Raw genomic sequence first — 15,289 nt, 5'->3', positions numbered from 1 at the left:
GACGAGCGCAGCCCGTAAAGGTCGCCTACCCCGAAGGGTGGAGCGGAATGCGTGGACGAGCGCTGCTCCTGGCAGCGGCCCTGTTCGCCGCCGGTGCGTGCAACGCAGAGCAGACCGAGACCCCCGACCAGGTGACACTTACCTGGTGGGACTACTTCGATCACTCCCCCAGGGCGAACGACGCCGTGGACAGCCTCCTCACCCGTTACCGGCAGGACCACCCCGACGTGCGGATCGAGCGCACCTCCCTGCCCCGCCCCGAGTTCCAGGCCAAGCTCGCCGAAGCGACCGCGTCCGGCGTGTTCCCCGACATCGCCGCGGTCGACACCACCGACCTGCCGCGACTGGCCGAGGGCGGCGCCCTGGCCGACGTCACCGACCGCTTCGACCGGTGGGACTTGGCGGACGAGTTCCTCGCGCCGGTGCGGGAGAGCGTCACCCACGGCGGACGCGTGCACGGCGTGCCGCTGCGCAGCACCACCACCGCGCTCGTCTACAACCGGGACCACTTCGCCGCGGCCGGCCTCACGGACCCGCCGACGACCTGGGCGGGGCTCCGGACCGCCGCGCAGGCCCTGACCACCGCCGACCGGGCCGGACTGTGCTTCGGTGCGAAGGGCGACGACCTGACCGTCACGTTCCTGCCGCTGCTCTGGCAGGCGGGCGGTGACGTCGCCGGCATCGGCGACCAGGCGTCCCTCGACGCGCTCGCCCACCTCGACGGCCTGGTGAACACCGACCGCAGCACCCCGGCGGACGCGCTGGGCTGGACCGACGCCGACGCACGGCAGCGGTTCGCCGAGGGTGGGTGCGCGATGGCGGTCACCGGGCCGGACGCGATCCCCGCGCTCAACCAGGCGGGGCTGGACTGGGCGGCGGCGCCGCTGCCCGGCGGCGCGGAGGGCGGTGCGGGGCAGCTCGGCGGCGAGACGTGGGTGATCGGCCGCCACGGTCACGTCGACCGGGCATGGGACGTGCTGACCTGGCTGGCCGAGCACCCCGACAACGTCACCGAGTTCGGCGGCGGCCTCGGCGCGCTGCCCAACCGCGCCGACACCGTGGACGACCTGGCCTGGCAGTGGGACCCGAACGTGGCGGGCTTCACCGGGCAGCTGCGGTCGGCGCGGACCCGCACCGCGTACGGCGCCGAGTACCCGGGGATCTCGCGCGCCCTCGCCACCATGGCCACCCGGGTGCTCACCGGCGAGCAGCCACCCGATCGGGCGACAGCCGACGCCAGGGCGGAGATCGACCGGCTGCTGAGGTAGGCCGCGCCGCGAGACGGGCGACGCCGCCGCGACACACCGCGCCATCACCCGCGACCCGCCGGCGACACGCCGAGCCCGTTACCCGCGACCCGCCGATTAGCCGTAATGCCGGACCGTGTTGGGCGATATGACCCATAAGGGGAAGGCGCCAGGGGGCGAGGATGAGCCGATCGGGGGCGGGTAACCCCGTGTCATGCGGAACGAGGCTGCCGTGAGCGCGCGGCGAACGGGGAAGAAGGCCGGGCAGCGAGCCGAGGCGGGTGACGGCTCCTTCAGCCGGGCGCAGCTGCTCGCGCTCGTCGTGGGCCTGCTCCAGCTCGTCCTGGCCTCCGTCCCGTTCCTCCCCATGGGCGACGGCGCCATCCACACCCTGTACGTGTGCACGGGTCTGGCCGGCGTCGCGCTCGCGTGGCAGCACCGGCACGCGCGGTGCTACGGGGTCCTCCTTCTGCTGCTCTACGGTCAGCTGTTCATCACCGACGCGGAGGACACCGGCGCCTTCGGCCTGCCCACGTGGGAGACGCTGGCGTACGGCCGGGCCGCCCTCGCGGGCGTGGTGATCGCGCTGATCCCGGCGTTCAAGCGGCGGTAGTCGCCCGCGGACATGGTGCCGTCCGGGTGGAAGCGCAGCTTGGCGTCGCCGCTGAGGGCGATCGACTCGAACATCGCGAGGTCGGACTTGGTGGTCGGCCGCCAGTACATGTGCGCGCCGTGCGTGACGCCCATGTCCATCGACATCATGGTCGCCACCGCCCGGTCGTACCGGCGGCGGCTCAGGTCCGCGCCGCCGCTCGCGCGGATGTCGAACACGTCGTGGTCGCCGGTCAGGGGCCGTAGCCGGCCACGCCGGTCGAAACCGTGCACGACCCCGTCACGCACGACGTACTCGCCGCGCCGTTCGAACCGGTCCATCTTGTCGCGCAACGCCTCGAACTCGACGCGCCGCTGGTCGTACCGGCGCAGCAGCCGGTCGTGCAGGTCGAAGTGGGGTAACTCCGGCCGGAAGTAGCCGACCAGGCCGCGGTGGCGGCGCGACGCGCCCAGCCGCACGTCGAGGTCGTCGATGGTCTTGGCCTTCACCGCCTCGGGTTTGGGCAGCGCGCCTTCGCGCAACCACGCCACCGCGTGCGGGTTCGTGGCCCGCACGTCGATGACGAGGTCCTGCTCGGCGGCGACCTGCTGGAACTTGCGGGCGTTCTCGGTCGGCATGCCGAAAACCGGCTCCACCGAGGCCAGGGGGAAGAGGTGATCAGTGCGCACGGCTATTAAGGTCCGCCCGAAAGGGGCGTGCACCAGACCGCCGGCTTCGGTTAGCTCGAAGCGTGACCCCTGATTCACTGATCGGACTCTTGGCCGAACCCGAGCGGTTGCGCGTGGCCGCCGCGCTGGTCCTCGGTGCCCGCACAACGGCGGACATCACCGAGGCGACCGGGTTGGACGTTCGGCGGGTGGAGAACTCGTTGCGCCGGCTGCGGTCGGCCGGTCTCGTCGTGACCGACGGTTCGGGCTTGCGGTTGCGCGAGGAACTGTTCAAGGAGGCCACCCGGGTCGAACAGGCGAACCGGGCCCAGGAGGACCCGTTCGTGCGAGATGGGCGGCTGGTGAAGCTCCCCGCGCAGCGCGGGCGCAGGCGGGCGGTGCTCGAACAGGTGAGCACCGCGTTCGAGCCGGGTAGACGGTACCCCGAGCGGGACGTCGTGGAAGAGCTGAAGCGGTGGTGCGACGGCGGTGAGGTCGACCACGTGACCGTGCGCCGGTACCTCGTGGACGAAGGGCTGCTCAGCCGGGACGACGGCGTGTACTGGCGCACCGGCGGCCCGGTGAGCGTCTAGCGGCGGCAAGCCGTTCGGACGTGCGGTGGTGGGATCTTCCGGTGGTCCGGCCGATCGGTCGGACCGTCAGCCGGTCGGGTCTCAGCCGAACGTGTCGGGATCGGGGCCGGTGCGCTCGCCCCGGTCCAGTTCCTTGACGCGCCGCATGTCGTCGACGTCCAGTTCGAAGTCGAACACGGCGAAGTTCTCCGCGATCCGGCTCGGCGTCACCGACTTGGGGATGACCACGTTGTCCAGCTGCACGTGCCAGCGCAGCACGACCTGCGCGGGCGTGCGGCCGTGCTTGGCCGCGATGTCGGTGATGACCGGGTCGGACAGCAGCGCGCCCTGCGCCAGCGGGCTCCACGCCTCGGTGGCGATGCCCAGCCTGGCGTGGACGGCGCGCAGCTCGGCCTGCTGGAGCCGCGGGTGCAGCTCCACCTGGTTCACCGCGGGCACCGCGCCGGTGGCGTCCACGATCCGGTCCAGGTGGGCGGGCTGGAAGTTGGACACGCCGATCGCCCGCACCCGGCCGTCGGCGTGCAGCTTGGCCAGCGCGCGCCAGGTGTCGACGTACCGGTCCTGCTTGGGCGCGGGCCAGTGCACCAGGTACAGGTCGACCCGGTCGAGGCCGAGCCGCTCGGCGCTCGCGTCGAACGCGCGCAACGCCTCGTCGTAGCCCTGGTCGGAGTTCCACAGCTTGGTGGTCACGAAGATCTCGTCACGCGGCACGGGCGAGTCGGCGATCGCCCGGCCGACCGGCTCCTCGTTGCGGTAGGCGGCGGCCGTGTCGATGCTGCGGTAACCGACCCGCAACGCCTCGTTCACCGCGTCGTAGGTGTCCTCAATGGACACCTGGAAGACGCCGAAACCGAGCTGCGGCATGGTGACGCCGTTGTTCAGGGTGATGGTCCTCATGGGCCTCATCATGCCCGCTGTCAACGCTTCCCACGTGCTGGAACGCGTTGACGGGTGACCGGCCCCACTGGTCCGATCACCACCGTGACGGCATTGCCCGAGGTGACGGATGTCGAGGTGAGGGTGGTCATCCGCGTCTCCGCCACCGGCACGCGGGTGGTGGACGCGGCGGGGCGGCTGGCCGAGGCGCTGCGCACGGCGCTCGACCTGCCGGACGCGGACGTGGTGGTCGAGCCGCCGGTCGCCCGGGTCGAGCCCGAGCTGCGGATCCTGGCCGACTCGCGGCGCGTGCTGCGCCGGGGCGTGCCGGTGGAGCTGACCAGGCTGGAGTTCGACCTGCTGCACCACCTGTGCGCGAACCCGCACCGGGTGCACCGGCGGACCGCGCTGATGGCGACCGTGTGGGGCACGAGGAGCGTCGTGGACACCCGCACGGTGGACGTGCACGTGCGGCGGATCAGGCACAAGCTGGGCGACGCGGCCTCCGTCATCACGACCGTGCGCGGTGTCGGGTACCGGGTGGACCACGCCGGCGAGGTGGTCGTGGAGCGGGAGACGCCGGTCAGCCGATGAGCGCCACCCGGCGTTCCACCTCGGCGGGCAGCCGGTGGCGGTGCCGGAGGACGGCGGGCAGCCTGCGCACGGCGGCGGCCAGGGCGGCGCCCGCGTCCCGGTCCCCGATCGCCCGCCTGGCCAGCGCGAACGTCTGCCCGAGCACGACGCCCGCCGGGCGGCGCAGCCAGGTGGTCAGCAGGTCGTTGCGCAGCTCCACGCGGCGCCGCCAGGCCGATGGCGGCCGGAACGACGACGGCTGGTGGTGCGCCACGACGTCGTCCACGTAGCAGCACGCCCAGCCGGACGCGGCCAGGTCCCACGAGAACAGCCGCTCCTCCCCCGGCCAGAACAGCACCGGGTGGAACCCGCCGACGCGGAGGAACGCCGACCGCCGCACGACCGCGCCGCAACACACGAACCCCAGAACGGACGGTCCGGGCAGGTCGTCGTCACGGCCCAGCGCCGAGCGCGCCATGTCGGCGCACACCGGGTCCAGCCTGCCGTCGGGCTCCACGATCGTGCGAGCCGCGATGAGACCCAATCGGGGGTGTCGCGCGAACAGCTCCTCGGCGCGCGGCAGGGCGTCGGGCGCCCACCACGAGTCGTCGTCGCTGAACGCGACGCACGGGGTGGTCGCGTGCCGCACGCCGTGGTTGCGCGCCAGCGCGCCCTCGTTGCGCCCCAACGCCAGCACCTCGACCTGGTCGAACTCCCGCCGCACGCGCGCCACCGTGTCGTCCGACGAGCCGTTGTCGACGACGATCACCGGCACGTCCAGCCGTTCGAGCCGGGTGAGCGTGCGCGCGAGGTCGTCCGCGCGGTCACGCGTCGCTATCACCACGGTCGTTCGGGGCACCAGCGAGTACTACCCCGGGAAGTGGTGGTTACTCATCGGATCCACGGGTAGGCCCAGCTCATGGGATTCGAACGAGCGGTCGTGACGGGCGGGGCCGGGTTCCTCGGCTCGCACGTGTGCGAAGCGCTGCTCAAGCGCGGCACGCGGGTGGTGTGCGCGGACGACTTCCGCACCGGGTCGCCGGACAACCTGCCGGACGACCCGCGGCTGGGCGTGGTGGTCGAGGACGTGACCAAACCGCTCGACCTGCTCGGCCACGTCGACCTGGTGATGCACCTGGCCTGCCCGGCGTCGCCCGCCGACTACCTGCGCACGCCCGTCGACACGCTCAAGGCCGGTGGTTTCGGCACGCTGCACGCGCTGGAGCTGGCGCGACGCAAGAACGCGCGGATCGTCATCGCCTCCACCAGCGAGGTGTACGGCGACCCGTTGGAGCACCCGCAGCGCGAGACGTACTGGGGCAACGTCAACCCGATCGGCCCGCGCAGCGTCTACGACGAGGCCAAGCGCTTCGGCGAGGCCATGACCTGCGCGTTCCGCGGCGAGTACGGCGTGGACACGGGCATCGTGCGGATCTTCAACACCTACGGCGCCCGGATGCGCCCCGACGACGGCCGGATGATCCCCACGTTCGTGCGGCAGGCGCGCGCGGGCGAGCCGCTGACCGTGCACGGCGACGGCACGCAGACGCGGTCGTTGTGCCACGTGGACGACCTGGTGCGCGGGCTGCTGTCGATGGCCGAGAGCGACCACCCCGGCCCGGTGAACCTCGGCAACCCCGAGGAGGTCACCGTGCTGGAGGTGGCGCGGAAGGTCGTCGAGCTGACCGGCAGCACGTCCACGATCGAGCACGTCGCCGCCATGACCGACGACCCGCGCCGCCGCCGCCCGGACATCTCGCTGGCCCGGGAGGTGCTGGGCTGGCAGCCGGAGATCGGGTTGGACGAGGGGCTGCGGCGTTCGTTTGACCGCGAACTCGTCGGGTAGTCGGACGACATCGGTCCGCGACAGTCCACACAGGAGTTGGAGCGAAAGGGGAATGCCGTGCGGGTGCTCGGTGTCAACGCGGTCTTCCACGATCCCGCCGCCGCCCTCGTGGTGGACGGCGAGGTGGTGGCCGCCGCGGAGGAGGAACGCTTCTCCCGGCGCAAGCACGGCAAGCGGCCGGTGCCGTTCTCCGCGTGGGAGCAGCCGGAGCAGGCCGCCCGCTGGTGCCTGGAGCACGCCGGGCTGACCCCGGCCGACCTGGACGCCGTCGCCTACTCCTACGACCCGGACCTGGTCGAGCCGAGCGACGTGCCGTGGGAGGACCTGCGCACCCAGTACGCCCGCCGCGCGCCGTACTTCCTGGCCACCGCGCTGCCGGGGCTGGACCCGGCGATCGTGCGGTTCGTGCCGCACCACGTGGCGCACGCCGCGTCGACGGGCCTGGCCGCGCCGTTCGACGGCGACTGCGCCGTGCTGGTCAACGACGGCCGCGGCGAGTGCCGCTCGCACCTGGCGGGCAGCTACCGGGACCACAAGCTGGAGACGTTGGCCGCGCAGCACCTGCCGCACTCGCTCGGCCTGCTCTACGAGGACCTGACCGAGCACCTGGGCTTCCTGCGCTCCAGCGACGAGTACAAGGTGATGGCGCTGGCCTCGTACGCCGAGCCGAAGCACCTGGACCTGCTGCGCGAGCACGTCCGCGCGACCGAGGACGGCGGGTTCCAGGTCACGCCGCTGGACTGGGCGACGCTGGCCAAGCGCCGCGACCCGGACGGCGAGGTGACGCGGGAGCACGCCGAGCTGGCGGCCAGTGTGCAGGTGCGCGTCGAGGAGGTGCTGCTGGACCTGGTCCGGTGGCTGCACGAGCGGACCGGGCAGAAGCGGCTGACCATGGCGGGTGGTGTGGCGCTGAACTGCGTGGCGAACACGCGCATCTTCGCCGAGGGGCCGTTCGACGAGGTGTGGGTGCAGCCGGCGGCCGGTGACGCGGGCACCGCGCTGGGTGCGGCGTTGCAGGTCGTCGCCGACGCGGGTGAGCCCGCCGCCGCGATGCCGGGCGCCGACCTGGGCCGGTCGTGGACCGACGCGCAGATCGAGGACCGCCTGCGCACCGCCAAGATCGCGTACGAGGAGCCGGACGACGTGGCCGCCGCGGTGGCCGAGGCGTTGGCCGACGACCAGGTGGTGGCCTGGTTCCAGGGTCGCAGCGAGTACGGGCCGCGGGCGTTGGGCCGCCGGTCGCTGCTCGCGCACCCGGGGCGGGCGGAGAACCTGGCCCGGCTCAACGAGGTGAAGGGGCGCGAGCAGTTCCGGCCGATCGCGCCGATGGTGCTGGCCGACCGCGCGGCCGAGTTGTTCGAACGGGGGCCGTTGCCGAGCCCGTACATGCTGTTCGTGCACGACGTGCGGCCGGAGTGGCGGGACCGGATCCCGGCGGTCGTGCACGTGGACGGCACCGCGCGCGTGCAGACCGTCGACCCGGAGACCGAGCCGCTGATGGCGCGGGTGCTCCGCGAGTTCGACCGCCGCACGGGGGTGCCCGTCGTGGTGAACACGAGCCTGAACACGGCCGGTCGGCCCATGGTGGACGACCCGCGTGACGCGCTGGAGTGCTTCGGCTCGGCGCCGGTCGACCTGCTGGCGATCGGCCGGTTCGTGGTGCGGCGGCGATGAGCGTCGACTACGCGGTGGTGATCCCCACCGTCGGCCGGGACAGCCTGCGCGTCGTGCTGGACGCGCTGGAGCACGGTGTGGGCCCGCCGCCGCGCGAGGTCATCGTGGTGGACGACCGGCCCGAGCCGGGACCGCTGCCGCCGACGCACTCGGCGCGCGTGCTGCGCACGGGTGGTCGCGGACCGGCCGCCGCGCGCAACGCCGGGTGGCGTGCCGCGTGCTGCGAGTGGGTCGCGTTCCTGGACGACGACGTGGTGCCGCCGCGTGACTGGAAGGCGCGGCTGGCCGACGACCTGGCGCGGCTGGGGTTGGACGTGGGCGCGTCGCAGGCGCGGATCGTCGTGCCGCTGCCGTCGGACCGTCGGCCGACCGACTGGGAGCGGGGCACGGCGGGGCTGGCCGACGCGCGGTGGATCACCGCGGACATGGCTTACCGGCGGGCGGCGCTGGTGCACGCCGGCGGTTTCGACGAACGCTTCCCGCGCGCGTACCGGGAGGACGCCGAGCTGGCGTTGCGCGTGCAGGATCACGGGTACCGGATCGTGAACGGTGATCGCGTGACCACGCACCCGGTGCGGGAGGCGGGGTTCTTCGCGAGTCTCAAGCAGCAGCGCGGCAACGCCGACGACGCGTTGGTGCGGCGGCTGCTGGGTCCGCGGTGGCGTGAGCGGATCGGCGGCGCGCCCGGCCGGCTGCCCTGGCACGTGGCGACCGCGGTGACCGGCGCGTCGGCGGTCCTTTGTGGACTGCTCGGGTGGCGGAAGGCGGTGGTGGCGTTCGGCGGGGCGTGGGCCGGGTTGACCGGCTGGTTCGCCGCGCGGCGCATCGCGCCGGGACCGCGCACTCGTGACGAGGTGGCCAAGATGGTGGTCACGAGCATCGCCATCCCGCCGGCCGCGTGCCTGCACCGGCTGCGCGGCGAGATCCGCCACCGGAAGGTGCCCGCGGTGGGGCGGCCGGCCAGGCGGGTGGTGCTGGTGACCGACGCGCTGGAACGCCTGCGTTCGCGGGTCGACCTGCGTGCGGCCGGTGGGGAGCGGGAGTCCGGGACCGATCCCGGGCCTGGTTCCGGGGCGGTGTGGCGGTGAGGGTGCTCGTGTTGCGCGCGCTCGGCCTCGGCGACCTGCTGACGGCCGTGCCGGCGCTGCGCGGGTTGCGCCGGGCGCACCCCGGTGCCGAGATCACCCTGGCCGCGCCCGGGTGGCTCGCCGACGCGGTGGACCGGATCGACGCGGTCGACCGGCTGCTGCCCACCGAAGGGCTCGTGCCCATCGACTACGACTCGCCCGACCTGGCCGTCAACCTGCACGGGTGCGGGCCGCAGAGCACCGAGCTGCTCCGCGCCACCCACCCGGCCCGGCTGATCACGCACGGCGTGCACGTGCCGTGGCCACGCCACCAGCACGAGGTGCTGCGGTGGTGCCGGCTGCTGGCGCAGTTCGGCATCGCCTGCGACCCCGCGGACCTGAGCCTGCCGCCGTTGCCGCGCCACGACGTGATCGTCGTGCACCCCGGCGCGAGCCACGCCGCCCGTCGGTGGCCCGCCGAACGGTTCGCCGCGGTGGCGCGGGAGTTGGGCCCGGACGTGGTGGTGACCGGCAGCCCCGACGAGGAAGCGCTGGTGCGCGAGGTGGCGCCGGGACGAACTCGGACGGGTGACCTGGCCGGGTTGCTCGACCTGGTGGCGGGCGCGCGGCTCGTCGTCTGCGGCGACACGGGCGTGGCGCACGTCGCCACCGCCTACGGCACGCCGTCCGTGGTGCTGTTCGGGCCGGTGTCGCCCGCCGAGTGGGGACCGAGGTCGGGCCCGCACCACGCGCTGTGGCACGGGACGACCGGCGACACGTTCGCCGACCGGCCCGACCCCGGGCTGCTGGAGATCACCGTGGACGAGGTGCTGGACGCCGCACGATCATTGCTGGGAGGTGGACCGTGGCCAGGATCGGCGTCATCGGCGCGGGCTATGTCGGGTTGACGACCGCGGCCTGCTTCGCGCGGCTCGGGCACACCGTGGTGTGCGCGGACGTGGACGAGGCGAAGGTGGCCGCGCTCGGCCGGGCCGAGATCGGCGCGCACGAGCCGGGCCTGGCCGAGTTGGTCGCGGAAGGGCTGGGGGCCGGGCGGTTGCGGTTCGTGCTCGGCAACGCCGAGGCTTTGTCCGGTGTGGACTTCGTGTTCCTGTGCGTGCCGACGCCGACCGGCGCGGACGGCGCGGCCGACCTCACCGCCGTGCACGCGGTGTTGCGGGAGGCGCGGGACGCGGTGTCGCCCGGCTGCGTCCTGGTGATCAAGTCGACGGTGCCCGCCGGCACGGCGGAACGGGTCGCGGAGCTGGTGGGGCGCGGCGACGTGCGGGTGGTGTCCAACCCGGAGTTCCTGCGCGAGGGCCACGCGGTGGACGACTTCCTGCGGCCCCAACGGGTCGTGGTCGGCTCGGAGGCGGAGGACGCGGCACGCCGGGTGGTGGCGCTGTACGCGGGCACGGGCGCGCCGGCGCTGGTCACGAGCAGCGCGAGCGCGGAGCTGGTGAAGTACGCCAGCAACTGCTTCCTGGCGATGAAGCTGTCCTACGTCAACAGCCTGGCCGAGCTGTGCGAACGGGTCGGCGCGGACATCGGCGACGTGACCGAGGGGATGCGGCTGGACGACCGGATCGGGTCGTCGTTCCTGGAGCCGGGCCCGGGCTGGGGCGGTTCCTGCTTCCCGAAGGACACCAAGGCGCTGCTGTCCACGGCGGAGGACGCGCGGGTCGACTTCCCGTTGCTGCGCGCGACCATCGGCACGAACGGCCACCAGGCGCACCGGGTGGTCGGGATGGTGCGCGAGGCGGTGGGCGGCGCGTTGCGCGGCGTGCGGCTCGGGCTGCTCGGGTTGACGTTCAAGGCGGGCACCGACGACCTGCGCGACTCACCCGCCCTGGCGGTGGCGTCGCTGCTGGCGGCGGAGGGCGCGCGGCTGACCGGGTACGACCCGTGCGTGACGGAGGACTGCGGCCCGGTGCGGGTGCTGGACTCGGCCGAGGCGGTGGCCGCGGGCGCGGACGGGCTGGTGGTGCTGACCGAGTGGCCGGAGTTCGCCGAGCTGGACTGGCCGAACCTGGCCGCCGCGATGAGCCGCCCGGTCATCGTGGACACCCGCAACCTGCTGCCGGCCGAGAAGGTGGCCGAGGCGGGGTTCCGTCTGGTCTCGCTGGGCCGGCCGGCGAAGTAGGACCGGAACCGGCCTACACCGTCTCTAGCGTCGTCGGTGGCGGACCCACCACACCGAGGAGACGGTCAACGTGAACGTTGTTCCCGACGGCTACCACACCGTGACGCCCTGGATCATCACCCCTGGTCGCACGGCCGAACTGATCGACTTCACGGTCGCGGTGCTCGACGCCGCCGAGCTGGGCCGGGTGGAGGTCGACGGGGTGATCGGCCACGCCGAGGTCCGCATCGGCGACTCGGTGGTGATGATGTTCGACAAGCCCGGGTGGCCGCCGACCCCGGCGTTCCTGCGGCTCTACGTCGCCGACGACGCCGAGGTGCTGAGGCGGGCCGTCGCCCGCGGCTCGGTCGTGGTCACCGAGCCGACCGAGCTGTTCTGGGGCGACCGGGTGAGCCGGCTGCGCGACCCGTTCGGCAACCTGTGGTGGGTCCACCAGCGCGTCGCGGAGCCGACCCCGGACGAGCTGGCTGCCCGGATGGCCGACCCCGCGTTCGTCGCGGCGATGGAGTACGTCCAGAGCGCGGACACCTCCCCCGTCGGCTGACCGCGGCCTACCCGCGCGGGTCCCAGCGGAAGAAGCGGACGGCCAGGGCGCCGGCGGCGACGGTCCACAGCGCCACGGACAGCGCCGCCGGGCCGATCTGGTCGGCCGGTCCGCCCCACGCCGCGGCGACCAGCGCGCCCAGGCCGCTGCCCGGCACCAGGAACACCGGCAGCTCCACGGCGCCGTTCGACCCGATCAGCCCGCCGACGATCAGAGCGAAGAAGAACGGCGCCGTGGTGATCTGGGCGAGTTCCGCGGTGCCGGTGACGCCGCTGGTGGCCACACCGGCCGCGCAGCTGAGCGCCACGCCGCCGACCATCGCCAGGACCAGCAGCTCGGGCCGGGCGGGCACGGGCGCGCCCGCACCCACGCTGATGCCCAGCAGCACGACCGCCTGCGCCAGCCCCAGCAGCACCACCGGCAGCAGGATGCCGGTCAGCACCACCACGTCCGACGCCGCGCCCGTCCGCAGCCGCTTGAGGTAGAGGTCCTGCCTGCGGGCGGTCAACGCGGTCGTCACCGTCACGTACACGGTGAACCCGAACGAGAACAGCAGCTGGAGCGTGACGACCATCGTCCAGCCGGTCTCCTCGCCGTCCATCGCCAGCGCGAAGTAGAGCCCCGCCGCCATCGGCATCAGCACGGCCAACGCGGCGGCGGTCCGGTTGCGCAGCAGGAGCTTCAGCTCGGCCACGCCCAGTGCGGCGATCATGCGACCACTACCTCCTTGCCCGTCCGGGCACTGTGGAACACGTCCTCCAGCGACGCGTGGTGCGCGCGGATCCGACCCAACCGCAGGCCTTCCCGCCCCGCCCACGCCAACAGCACCGCCATGTCGTCCTGCAGCTCGCCGGTGCGCACCTCGACCCGGCCGGTCGGCCGGTGCACCACGTCGCCCGCCAGCATCGGCAGCGCGCTGACGTCGAGCCGGCCCGGCAGGTCGAACTCGATCCGCGCGGGCTGGGCGGCGAGCACGTCCACCAGCGCCCCGGACACCGCGACCAGCCCGTCGTGCAGGATCGCGAGCCGGTGCGCGAGCGACTCGGCCTCCTCCAGGTAGTGCGTGGTCAGCACGACGGTCGTGCCCTCGGCGAGCAGCCCGCGCACCACGTCCCACGTCCGCTGCCGCGACTCGGGGTCCAACCCGGTCGTCGGCTCGTCCAGGAACAGCAGCTCGGGCCGGCCGAGCACGGCCAGGGCGAGGTCCAGCCGCCGCCGCTCGCCACCGGACAGCTGCTTGATCCGCACGTCGCGCCGGTGCGCCAGGTCCAGCCGCGCCAGCACGTCCTCGGTGGCGCGCCGACCGCTCGTGACGCCCCACAGCGCCACCATCTCGCGTGCGGTCAGGTCGGCCGGGAACCCGCTGTCCTGCAACATGATTCCGGTGCGCGCGCGCAACGCCGCCCGATCCCGGAACGGGTCGAGCCCCAGCACCCGCACGGTGCCGCCGAACGGGGCGCGCAGCCCTTCCAACGTCTCCATCGTCGTGGTCTTGCCCGCGCCGTTGGTGCCCAGGAGCGCGAACAACTCACCCCGCCGGACCTCGAAGTCCACCCCTCGCACGGCTTCGAAGTCACCGTAGCGGCACCTCAGGTCCGCCACGTCGATCACCGTTTCTCCCATGGCCACCATCGTGGTCGCGGGCACGGGCGGCACCCAGTGCCGACGCGCACCGGTCCGTGTGACAGATGTCAGCAGACACCGGTGGGATCCGACCGTAGATTCAGCCTGTGACTCCTCTGAGCAGGCTCCGCCGCTACACGTGGTGGACGGTCATCGCGGGCGGCACGGTGGCCGCCCTCGGCACGGTGGCCGACCTGTTCGCGCACGACCGCGGCGTGCTCCAGTCGGTGCTGCTGGCGTCGGCCGTGGCCGTGGTGATCGTCCAGCACACCCGGTACATGCGGCAGGCCATGATCGGGCTCGGCCGCGGCGACGGCCCGCCGTGGGAGCACGCGGCGACGTTCGCGGTGGCGCTGGTGGCGTGGGCGGTGACGAGCGGCACCGGTGGTTTCATGCCCGCCTGGGCCATACTGCCCGCCCTCGTGGTCGCGCACGTGGGCGCGATCCTGCCGTCGCGCAGCCGCTGGCCGGTGGTGACCGTGATGGCGGTGCTGTCGATCGCGGTGGGCGGGCTGTTCGGCGGTGACGACGCCGGGCCGGCGATGCTCATGGCCGGGGTGATGGTCGTCGCGCTGGTGGTCGCCGACCTGGCCCAGCTGTGGATCTGGGACATGGCGGTGCAGCAGGAGCAGAGCCGCAAGACCGCCGAGGCGCTGGCCGTGGCCGAGGAGCGGTTGAGGTTCGCCGCCGACCTGCACGACATCCAGGGCCACCACCTGCAGGCGATCGCGTTGAAGGGCGAGCTGGCGCAGCGGCTGATCGGCCGGGACGACGACCTGGCCCGGCAGCACGCGGGCGAGGTGGCGGAGCTGGCGCGGACGGCGTTGAAGGAGACCCGCGAGGTGGTGCAGGGCTACCGGCGGGCCAGCCTGGGCACGGAGATCGCGAACGCGGTGGGCGTGCTGCGGGCCGCGGGCATCGAGACCACGGTCGAGGGTGACGCGGCGGGCGTGCCGCCGCCGTTGCAGCCGCTGTTCGGCGCGCTCGTGCGCGAGGGGACGACGAACGTGCTCCGGCACAGCCGGGCGCGGCGCTGCCACGTGCTGATCGACGTGGTCGAGGGCCAGGTGTGCGTGCGGCTGCGCAACGACGGCGTGCCCGCCGACTTCGCGCGCGCCGACGACGCGGGGGCGGGGCTGGCCGGGCTGCGCGAGCGGTTCGCCACCGTCGGCGGGCGGGTCGACGGCGGTCCGCTGGACCCGGAGGGGTTCGAGCTGGTCGGCAAGGCGGGGATGGGCCGGTGATCCGCGTGGTGCTGGCCGACGACGAGGACCTGATCCGGGGCGCGCTGGCGGCGTTGCTGGAGCTGGAGGACGACATCTCGGTGGTCGCGCAGGCCAGCGACGGTGACGCGGCGATCGCGGCGGTGCGGGCGCACCGGCCCGAGATCGCGGTGTTCGACCTGGAGATGCCCCGGCGGGACGGGGTACTCGCGGCGGAGGCGGTGCGCGGGCTGGACGGTGTCGCGGTGGTGATCGTGACCCGGCACGCGCGGCCGGGCGTGCTGCGGCGGGCGTTGAGCGCGGGTGTGCGCGGGTTCGTGCCCAAGACCACGCCGGCCGCGCAGCTCGCCTCGATCCTGCGTGACGTGCACGCGGGCCGCCGTTACGTGGACTCCGAGATCGCCGCCGCCGCGCTGACCGAGGGCGCGTGCCCGTTGACCGCGCGGGAGCTGGACGTGCTGCGGTACGCGCTCCAGGGCGGCACAGTGGCCTCGATCGCCGGTGAAGCCCACCTGGCCGCCGGCACCGTGCGCAACTACCTGTCGTCGGCGATGACGAAGCTCGGCGTGACCACCCGCTACGAGGCCGCCCGGCTGGCCTGGGACGAGGGCTGGATCTGA

The 15,289-nt window shown here is 73.5% G+C and carries 16 protein-coding genes; 11 read left to right on the top strand and 5 right to left on the bottom strand.

The features are described from left to right. The first annotated feature begins 47 nt into the window (after window positions 1-47). Window positions 48-1,268, top strand: coding sequence for an ABC transporter substrate-binding protein (locus ADK67_RS09510; RefSeq protein ID WP_053716026.1), 1,221 nt, complete (start codon window positions 48-50; stop codon window positions 1,266-1,268). A 462-nt stretch (window positions 1,269-1,730) separates the two neighbouring features. Here ADK67_RS09510 and ADK67_RS09505 read toward each other — a convergent pair whose 3' ends face one another. Beyond that, the gene (locus tag ADK67_RS09505) at window positions 1,731-2,528 is read right to left on the bottom strand and encodes a hypothetical protein (protein ID WP_231648092.1); all 798 of its coding nucleotides are present in this window, start codon (window positions 2,526-2,528) and stop codon (window positions 1,731-1,733) included. Between the two features lie 62 nt (window positions 2,529-2,590). Here ADK67_RS09505 and ADK67_RS09500 point away from each other — a divergent pair, with 62 nt between their 5' ends. Continuing rightward, the gene (locus ADK67_RS09500) at window positions 2,591-3,100 is read left to right on the top strand and encodes a DUF2087 domain-containing protein (protein WP_063797542.1); all 510 of its coding nucleotides are present in this window, start codon (window positions 2,591-2,593) and stop codon (window positions 3,098-3,100) included. An 81-nt stretch (window positions 3,101-3,181) separates the two neighbouring features. Here the strand turns inward: ADK67_RS09500 and ADK67_RS09495 are convergent, their stop codons facing one another. Next, on the bottom strand, window positions 3,182-4,006 hold the full coding sequence (locus ADK67_RS09495) for an aldo/keto reductase (RefSeq protein ID WP_053716087.1): 825 nt from the start codon (window positions 4,004-4,006) through the stop codon (window positions 3,182-3,184). A gap of 75 nt (window positions 4,007-4,081) precedes the next feature. Between ADK67_RS09495 and ADK67_RS09490 the strand changes: the two genes are divergently transcribed. Then, window positions 4,082-4,570: a winged helix-turn-helix domain-containing protein gene (locus tag ADK67_RS09490; RefSeq protein ID WP_231648091.1), complete on the top strand. Its 489-nt coding sequence runs from the start codon at window positions 4,082-4,084 to the stop codon at window positions 4,568-4,570. Here the strand turns inward: ADK67_RS09490 and ADK67_RS09485 are convergent. After that, on the bottom strand, window positions 4,560-5,411 hold the full coding sequence (locus ADK67_RS09485; RefSeq protein WP_442974120.1) for a glycosyltransferase family 2 protein: 852 nt from the start codon (window positions 5,409-5,411) through the stop codon (window positions 4,560-4,562). The two genes, ADK67_RS09490 and ADK67_RS09485, sit on opposite strands and share 11 nt — an antisense overlap. A gap of 57 nt (window positions 5,412-5,468) precedes the next feature. On the opposite strand from ADK67_RS09485, the gene ADK67_RS09480 reads away from it, so the two are divergent. The 6 genes from ADK67_RS09480 (at window position 5,469) to ADK67_RS09455 (ending at window position 11,823) form a co-directional block, all read left to right on the top strand. Beyond that, the gene (locus tag ADK67_RS09480) at window positions 5,469-6,395 is read left to right on the top strand and encodes an NAD-dependent epimerase/dehydratase family protein (RefSeq protein ID WP_053716021.1); all 927 of its coding nucleotides are present in this window, start codon (window positions 5,469-5,471) and stop codon (window positions 6,393-6,395) included. 57 nt (window positions 6,396-6,452) lie between these two features. Then, window positions 6,453-8,069, top strand: a complete 1,617-nt coding sequence (locus tag ADK67_RS09475; protein ID WP_053716020.1) for a carbamoyltransferase family protein — start codon at window positions 6,453-6,455, stop codon at window positions 8,067-8,069. Then, a complete protein-coding gene (locus tag ADK67_RS09470; RefSeq protein ID WP_082403328.1) occupies window positions 8,066-9,157 on the top strand; it encodes a glycosyltransferase family 2 protein in 1,092 nt (363 codons plus the stop codon). The genes ADK67_RS09475 and ADK67_RS09470 overlap by 4 nt, the downstream gene beginning before the upstream one ends. Next, window positions 9,148-10,044, top strand: coding sequence for a glycosyltransferase family 9 protein (locus ADK67_RS09465; protein WP_053716019.1), 897 nt, complete (start codon window positions 9,148-9,150; stop codon window positions 10,042-10,044). The genes ADK67_RS09470 and ADK67_RS09465 overlap by 10 nt, the downstream gene beginning before the upstream one ends. Beyond that, a complete protein-coding gene (locus ADK67_RS09460) occupies window positions 10,002-11,279 on the top strand; it encodes a UDP-glucose dehydrogenase family protein (RefSeq protein ID WP_053716018.1) in 1,278 nt (425 codons plus the stop codon). The genes ADK67_RS09465 and ADK67_RS09460 overlap by 43 nt, the downstream gene beginning before the upstream one ends. A 70-nt stretch (window positions 11,280-11,349) precedes the next feature. Then, the gene (locus ADK67_RS09455; protein WP_053716017.1) at window positions 11,350-11,823 is read left to right on the top strand and encodes a VOC family protein; all 474 of its coding nucleotides are present in this window, start codon (window positions 11,350-11,352) and stop codon (window positions 11,821-11,823) included. A 7-nt stretch (window positions 11,824-11,830) separates the two neighbouring features. Here ADK67_RS09455 and ADK67_RS09450 read toward each other — a convergent pair whose 3' ends face one another. Both ADK67_RS09450 and ADK67_RS09445 read right to left on the bottom strand, forming a co-directional pair. Further along, window positions 11,831-12,535 carry a hypothetical protein gene (locus ADK67_RS09450; RefSeq protein WP_053716016.1) on the bottom strand — a complete coding sequence of 235 codons (705 nt, stop codon included), beginning with the start codon at window positions 12,533-12,535 and terminating at the stop codon, window positions 11,831-11,833. After that, window positions 12,532-13,446 carry an ABC transporter ATP-binding protein gene (locus ADK67_RS09445; RefSeq protein WP_053716086.1) on the bottom strand — a complete coding sequence of 305 codons (915 nt, stop codon included), beginning with the start codon at window positions 13,444-13,446 and terminating at the stop codon, window positions 12,532-12,534. The genes ADK67_RS09450 and ADK67_RS09445 overlap by 4 nt, the downstream gene beginning before the upstream one ends. A 107-nt stretch (window positions 13,447-13,553) precedes the next feature. Here ADK67_RS09445 and ADK67_RS09440 point away from each other — a divergent pair, with 107 nt between their 5' ends. Continuing rightward, window positions 13,554-14,690, top strand: a complete 1,137-nt coding sequence (locus ADK67_RS09440; RefSeq protein ID WP_053716015.1) for a sensor histidine kinase — start codon at window positions 13,554-13,556, stop codon at window positions 14,688-14,690. Further along, window positions 14,687-15,289 (top strand): response regulator transcription factor, encoded by a 603-nt coding sequence (locus ADK67_RS09435; protein WP_053716014.1) that lies wholly within the window; start codon window positions 14,687-14,689, stop codon window positions 15,287-15,289. The genes ADK67_RS09440 and ADK67_RS09435 overlap by 4 nt, the downstream gene beginning before the upstream one ends.

This window comes from Saccharothrix sp. NRRL B-16348 (assembly GCF_001280085.1).
GTDB lineage: Bacteria > Actinomycetota > Actinomycetes > Mycobacteriales > Pseudonocardiaceae > Actinosynnema.
The sequence above is the reverse complement of the archived record's forward strand: the minus strand, read 5'-3'. Positions and strand labels throughout refer to the sequence as shown.

What these genes read in the sequence shown, in the direction of transcription:
- ADK67_RS09480 (WP_053716021.1), top strand. Translation starts at nt 5,469, where the DNA reads ATGGGATTCGAACGAGCGGTCGTGACGGGCGGGGCCGGGTTCCTCGGC.
- ADK67_RS09510 (WP_053716026.1), top strand. Translation starts at nt 48, where the DNA reads ATGCGTGGACGAGCGCTGCTCCTGGCAGCGGCCCTGTTCGCCGCCGGT.
- ADK67_RS09495 (WP_053716087.1), bottom strand. Translation starts at nt 4,006, where the DNA reads ATGAGGCCCATGAGGACCATCACCCTGAACAACGGCGTCACCATGCCG.
- ADK67_RS09450 (WP_053716016.1), bottom strand. Translation starts at nt 12,535, where the DNA reads ATGATCGCCGCACTGGGCGTGGCCGAGCTGAAGCTCCTGCTGCGCAAC.
- ADK67_RS09445 (WP_053716086.1), bottom strand. Translation starts at nt 13,446, where the DNA reads ATGGGAGAAACGGTGATCGACGTGGCGGACCTGAGGTGCCGCTACGGT.
- ADK67_RS09470 (WP_082403328.1), top strand. Translation starts at nt 8,066, where the DNA reads ATGAGCGTCGACTACGCGGTGGTGATCCCCACCGTCGGCCGGGACAGC.